Here is a 5967-nt window from a genome sequence, read left to right as displayed (position 1 = left end):
GCCACGTTTCCGGTGATGTAGGCGGCCAGCGCGCCGGCCGTGGCCGCGCCGGTGTTCTGCTCCGAAAGGTAGGCCATCGTCAGCGTGAAGGCGGCCGACATGAAGACGCCCTGTACGATCCGCAGCGCCGTGAAGGTCGCGAGATCCGGCGCGTGCGCCAGCAGCACCGTCGGGATCGCCAGCAGCGCCAGGCTAACCCAGATGCCGCCGCGGCGGGGCAGCCGGTGGCTGACCAGGGCCACGACGAGGCCTGCGCCGGCCATGCCGATGGTCGACGCGTTCACCGCCACGCCCATGGCGGAAGGTGCGACGTCATACATCTTCGCGAGTGTCGGCAGGATGGCCTGGGCGGCGAAGAGGTCGACGAGGGTCAGGAAGCCGATCAGGCCGATGATCGCGCGGCGCAAAAGGCGGTTGGAGTCGGTGGTCATGGGATATCTCCGGGGCTGAAATGCGAAAGGGCGTGCGGGGCCCGGAGACTGGTCCGGACTCCACACGCCCTCCGCGCCGAGGTCCCTGCGGGACTTGGGGGGAAACAGGGCCTCAGAGCTCCGCGGCGCGCCGGGCGGGTGATGGCTTGCGCCGCGGAGGGTCGCTCACATGTGGTCGGCGGCGGCCGTCGTGTCGGCGTCGTTCTTGATGTCCGCGGCGATCAGCACGGCCGGAACCTTGCCGGTGTTCTTCCACCAGTGGCTGACGCCCTTCTTCTCTTGGGCGACGTCACCGGCCTTGTGGACGATGCCCACGGCGCAGGTGGAGTTGAACTCGGTGATCTGGCCCGAGACCGTCATGATCAGGGCCGGGCGGTCGGTGTGGCTGTGCCACGGCACGACGCCGCCCGGCTGCACCACCAGCCGGCGCAGGCGCAGGCGGCGATTGTCGAGGCCGTTGATCTCGCCGCCCAGGGCGACGAAGGCCAGCTCGGTGTCGGTGACCTTGGCAGGCATGGTCTCGCCGGCCGTGCGGGCGTCGGCGCGCATCTGGTCGGCCGGGCAGGTCCCGGCGGACGCGGCGGTGGCGATGGCGGCAAGCGCCGCGGTGAACGCCGCCGTAGTCAGCAGTTTGAGGGATTTCATGGTTTTCTCTCTTCGGGTTGTCCGATGACCCGAAGGTAGAAGGCGGCTACCTTGCGCTGAATTCGCTTTAAGTTATGGCGGCAATGCGTGGAAGTTTACGGCCGCCAATACTCTTGAGTCTTCGCCCGCGCGCGAGGCGGGACTTCCGATGCATGCAGCGCATGACGCCATTAGCCGCCCGTCATTTCCGCTGACCAGTGGCAGCTGGCACAACGGCGGCATGAAAACCGCCGCCAAGACCTCCCTGCTCCTCGACAAGGCCAAGCTCGGCCAGGTCGTCCTGGTGTTCCAGGGCGGCGGGGCGCTGGGCGCCTATCAGGCCGGCGTCTACCAGGCGCTGCAGGAGGCCGGCGTCGAGCCCGACTGGGTGATCGGCACCTCGATCGGCGCCATCAACGCCGCGCTGATCGCCGGCAATGCGCCCGAACGTCGCCTTGAACGGATGCGCGAGTTCTGGGCGCGGATGACCCATTCGCGCGCCGTGCAGTTTGCGGGGATGATCCCGGGCCTCGGCGCCCTCGCCGCCAACGCGATGACGGTCGCGAACGGCCTCGAAGCCTTCTTCCGACCCAACCCCTGGGCCTTCCTGGGGATGCAGGTTCCGTTGGGGTCGGAGCTCGCCGGCTACTATTCCACCGAGCCCCTCGAGAAGACGCTCGGCGAGCTCCTCGATCCCCAGCTCATGAACGCAGGGCGTCCCCGCCTGACCGTCGGCGCGGCCAACGTCCAGACCGGGCAGATGCGCTATTTCGACAGCCGGGACGACCCGCTGACCGTGCGCCACGTCATGGCCTCGGGCGCCCTACCCCCCGCCTTCCCGGCCGTCCGCATCGGCGGCGAGCTCTACTGGGACGGCGGCATCCTCTCCAATACCCCCGTGGAAGCCGTCTTCGACGACAAGCCGCGCCGCTCGGGCGTGGTGTTCGCCGTCCACATGTGGGCCCCCAACGGCCCCGAGCCCGACAGCATCTGGAGTGTGTTGTCACGGCAGAAGGATCTGCAGTACTCCAGCCGAGCGATCACCCACATCGCCAGGCAGAAGCAGATCCACAAGCTCCGCCACATCATCGCGATGCTGGCCGACAAGCTGCCGCCGGACGTGAAGGCCACCAACGAGGCGCGCGAGCTCGCCGCCTACGGCTGCCCCACCCAGATGCACGTCATCCGGCTGCTCTCACCGCCGCTTGCCGGCGAGGACCACGCCAAGGACATCGACTTCTCGCCCCTGGGCATCCGCGCCCGCTGGGAAGCTGGCTACGAGCACACCGCGCGCGTGCTGCAGCAAGCGCCCTGGACCACCTGCGTCGACCCCATGGAGGGCATCATCCTCCACGAGGCCGAGGCGGGCCGGATGACCGACGAGCCCCTTCCCGCCAATGACCAAGGACCCTCGAAATGACCCGCCGCTTCAATCGCCATTCGCTGGGCGCGATCGCCATGGGCGTCAGCCTTAGCCTCACCGCCTCCGCCATCGCCGCCGTCGCGCAGCCCGCCGCCGCGGCGGAAACAGCTCAGGGTGTGGTCCGCGTCCAGAGCGCCTACCGCTTCGACGATACGGTCGCGCGCATCAAGGCCGACATCGCCGGCAAGGGCATCCGCTTCTTCACCGAGATCGATCAGGCCGAGCTCGCCAAGGGCGCGCAGATCGACCTCCGGCCCTCCAAGCTGCTGATCTTCGGCAACCCGCCGCTGGGCGCCCAGTTCCTGGCCTCCAACCCCTACGCCGGTCTCGACTGGCCGGTGCGCATCCTGGTGACGGAGGACAGCCAGGGCAAAGTCTGGGTCGCCTACACCGACTTCGCCTACATCGCCGACCGTTACGAGATCCGCGACCGCCAGGCCCAGATCAAGATGGCGTCCGAGGTGGCCGGTTCTATCGCTGGGAGTGTGGCTGGACGATAGCTTCTGTTCACCCTCGACCGGAGCGCGCCAGGAGGCGGCCGGTCCTCGCCCCGCGCGGCTCAGAAGGCGCGACTGAGGCTGACGCCCCATTCCCGCGGCCGGCCGAAGCTCGCCTCCTTCAGCCCGAAGCCCGCCGAGGCGTTGCCCGACACCTTGTAGCGCTCATCCGAGAGGTTGGTCCCGAACACCGCCGCCTGCCACTTGCCGTCAGCCGAGGTGAAGCTGAGACGCGCGCTGAACAGGTCGTAGGCGCCCTGCGTCAGGTCCGGATCGTTGGCGACGTCGTTGTAGACGGTGCTGTAGTGGCTCCAGTCGCCGCGGGCCACGATGCGCGCCCCCGACGCCAGCTCGTGCGTGTACTGGACGCCGGCGTTGGCGGTCCACTTGGGAGCCTTCACGAAGTGGGTAGCCAGCGTGATCGGCAGCACCTGGCCGGCGGCCAGCCCCTGCCCTACGGACGTGTATTCCGCATCCATGTAGCCGACGCCCAGGTTGAAGTCCCAGGCGGCCGAGGGCTTGGCCTGCGCCTCCAGTTCGACGCCCTTCACCTCGCCGGCAGCGGCGTTGGCGACGAAGTTGCGGGGGGTCTGGTTCACCGTGACCTGGATGTTCTTGTACTCGCTGAAGTAGCCCGCGAGGTTCAGGATCAGGCGCCGGTCGAGCCAGGCCGTCTTCACGCCGCCCTCGTAGGTCCACAGCGTTTCGGGCTGATACTCGGTGACCTCGGAGGCGTCCGCCAGGGGGCGCGCGTTGAAGCCTCCGCTCTTGAAGCCCTTGCCCGCCGAGACGTAGAGCAGCGCGTCCGGCGTAGCCTTGTATTCGAGGCCGATTTTGGGCGTGAACGAGTCCCACGAGCCCTTGCGCGTGACGTTGGCGACGATGAAGCCGTCGCGGATGCGGCGATGGTCGAGATAGTAGGTCTTCTCGTCGCGGTTCACCCGCGCGCCGAGCGTCATGCTGAGCTGATCGGTGAAGCTGAAGCTGCCCTGCGCGAACGCCGCGTAGGTCTTGTTGACCACCCGCGTATAGATCGCGACGGAGGGGCTGAACGGCGGCGGCGAAACGCCGGGAACGAGGCCCTCGGCCAGCTTGGCGTGGCCCGAGTCCGTGCCCCGCTCGCGGAAGCCGTAGAGACCCGCGACCCAGGTCAGGCGGTCGCCGAAGCCGGTCCCGTTGAACTGCAGCTCCTGGCTGACCTGGGCCTGGACGTCGTGGTTGAACGTCTCGCGGAACGTGTAGGGCGAGTTGTCCCCATCGCGGGCGAAGGTGGCCTCCAGGCCGCGGACGGCAGTGATGCTCTTCATCGACACCGCGCCAAGGTCCCAGTTCACCGTCCCGGAGACGCCCCAGAGGTCGAGGTCGTTGATGTTCGGCCCTGTGCCATAGGTGGTGAAGGGGCTGTCGGTGAGGAACGACGTGTTCAGCGAGCGGACGCCGTTCGGGGCGACGATGGGCAGGCGCGGCGCCACGAAGGTGTTGAAGTTGCCCAGGAACGGCCCGATCCCGAACCCCGGAACGGCGCCTATCACCAACGCCTTCTGTGGCGCAGAGTTCTCGCGGGCCCGCGTGTAGTCGGCGGCGAGGTCCACGGTCACGGCGTCCGAGACATCCCAGTGCAGCTGGCCGCGGACGGCGTTCGCGTTGCGGTCGCCCAGGTCGTCGCCGGTGAGCAGGCGCTTGCCGTAGCCGTCGCGGCCCAGGTGGGCGACCGAGATGCGGGCGAAGGCGTTGTCGGCGAGCGGCAGGTCCACGTGCGCCTTGAGGTCGAGGCGGTCGAAGCGGCCGGTGGTCAGCTCGACCTGTCCGCCCAGCTCGCGGCCCGGCTGTGCGGTGGTGATGACCACAGCGCCGCCGATGGTGTTCTTGCCGAACAGGGTGCCCTGCGGCCCGCGCAGCACCTCGATGCGGCCCACGCCGAAGGCGTCCAGCGTGCCGCCGATGGACCGCGCGTAGTAGACGCCGTCCACGTAGATTCCCACCCCCGGGTCGCTGAAGATGGCGAAGTCGTTCTGGCCCACGCCTCGGATGAAGACCGTGGCGTTGTAGTTGCCGCCGCTGAGGGCCGCGGCGCCATCGAAGCGGATGCTGGGGGCGAACTTGGCGATCTGGTCGACGCTGTCGACGCCCCGGGCGGCCAGGGCTTCGCCGCTCAACGCCGTCACCGCGACCGGCGTGTCCTGCAGGCGCTCCTCGCGCTTGCGGGCGGTGACCACCACCTCCTCGATCTGCGCCGACTCGCTCGCCGCCTGGGCGGCCGCGGGGGCGGGCGCCGCCACGGCGGCCATCGCCAGGAACAGGCCGCCGACGGTCAGGCAGCCGGCGTCGCTTCCAGCCTTGGGCTTGGACATGGTGTTTCCTCCGCGCAGGCTGTTTCTCGTCTTTCCGCTACGTGACGTCGCGCGGATAACTGTTATGCCTGCTAACTATTAGTGAGACGCCGTTTTGCGCCAGACGGCAATTGCGGCGAAGCGTCGCCGCGGATTTCGCGAAACGATGTTGCAGCCACGCCACAGCAGAGCTGGCGGCCGCCCCGCATCGGGACGCCCCGTGACCACCTTCACCCGCGGCGGTTCAGCCCATGCGCACGACGGGCTTGATGACCCGCCCCGCTTCGCCGTCGGCGATCGCCTGGCCGATCGCGTCGAACGGGTAGAAGGCGATCAGCCGGTCGAAGGGAAAGCACCCCGCCTGGTGCAACGCGATGAGGCGCGGGATGAAGACGTCGGGATCGGCGTCGCCCTCCACGACGCCGCGGACGGCGCGCCCGCCGCTCATCAGCGCCACGGCGTCCAGGCCGAGCTCGTCGCCCATCTTCGAAGCGCCCACCAGCCCGCAGGTCCCGCGCGGGGCCAGGGCGTCGACCGCCTGGCGCATGACTGCGAGGTTGGCGGTGGTGTCGAGCGTGTAATCGGCGCCGACGCCCGTGATCTCGCGGATGCGGTCCACGACGGGCCCGGCACGGCTGTCCAGGGCATGGTCAGCGCCCAGC

The 5967-nt window shown here is 68.9% G+C and carries 6 protein-coding genes; 2 read left to right on the top strand and 4 right to left on the bottom strand.

The annotated features are described in order from the left end of the window. Both VGD44_RS15580 and VGD44_RS15575 read right to left on the bottom strand, forming a co-directional pair. Nucleotides 1-431 (bottom strand): MFS transporter (locus VGD44_RS15580; RefSeq protein ID WP_331088678.1); only part of this gene is annotated, 431 nt, incomplete at its 3' end. A gap of 165 nt (nt 432-596) precedes the next feature. Then, nucleotides 597-1076 carry a cupin domain-containing protein gene (locus VGD44_RS15575; protein ID WP_331088676.1) on the bottom strand — a complete coding sequence of 160 codons (480 nt, stop codon included), beginning with the start codon at nt 1074-1076 and terminating at the stop codon, nt 597-599. A 220-nt stretch (nt 1077-1296) separates the two neighbouring features. Between VGD44_RS15575 and VGD44_RS15570 the strand changes: the two genes are divergently transcribed. Together VGD44_RS15570 and VGD44_RS15565 are read left to right on the top strand one after the other, a co-directional pair. Beyond that, a complete protein-coding gene (locus VGD44_RS15570; RefSeq protein ID WP_331088674.1) occupies nt 1297-2475 on the top strand; it encodes a patatin-like phospholipase family protein in 1179 nt (392 codons plus the stop codon). Further along, on the top strand, nt 2472-2978 hold the full coding sequence (locus tag VGD44_RS15565) for a DUF302 domain-containing protein (protein ID WP_331088672.1): 507 nt from the start codon (nt 2472-2474) through the stop codon (nt 2976-2978). Before VGD44_RS15570 ends, VGD44_RS15565 begins: the two co-directional genes overlap by 4 nt. Before the next feature lie 59 nt (nt 2979-3037). On the opposite strand, the gene VGD44_RS15560 is transcribed toward VGD44_RS15565, so the two are convergent. Together VGD44_RS15560 and VGD44_RS15555 are read right to left on the bottom strand one after the other, a co-directional pair. Further along, nucleotides 3038-5326, bottom strand: a complete 2289-nt coding sequence (locus VGD44_RS15560) for a TonB-dependent receptor (RefSeq protein ID WP_331088670.1) — start codon at nt 5324-5326, stop codon at nt 3038-3040. 223 nt (nt 5327-5549) lie between these two features. After that, nucleotides 5550-5967, bottom strand: a 418-nt coding sequence (locus VGD44_RS15555; RefSeq protein WP_331088668.1) for a zinc-binding dehydrogenase, incomplete at its 5' end; no start/stop codon positions are given.

Origin of the sequence: Phenylobacterium sp. (assembly GCF_036402295.1) — a bacterium.
In the GTDB taxonomy this organism is placed as follows: Bacteria; Pseudomonadota; Alphaproteobacteria; order Caulobacterales; family Caulobacteraceae; genus Phenylobacterium.
Note: the sequence above shows the minus strand (reverse complement) of the source record. Positions and strands in the feature narration are given on the sequence as shown.

Bases quoted from the DNA above. Each gene is read 5' to 3' on its own strand.
- VGD44_RS15565 (WP_331088672.1), top strand. From the start codon at position 2,472: ATGACCCGCCGCTTCAATCGCCATTCGCTGGGCGCGATCGCCATGGGC.
- VGD44_RS15575 (WP_331088676.1), bottom strand. From the start codon at position 1,076: ATGAAATCCCTCAAACTGCTGACTACGGCGGCGTTCACCGCGGCGCTT.
- VGD44_RS15570 (WP_331088674.1), top strand. From the start codon at position 1,297: ATGAAAACCGCCGCCAAGACCTCCCTGCTCCTCGACAAGGCCAAGCTC.
- VGD44_RS15560 (WP_331088670.1), bottom strand. From the start codon at position 5,326: ATGTCCAAGCCCAAGGCTGGAAGCGACGCCGGCTGCCTGACCGTCGGC.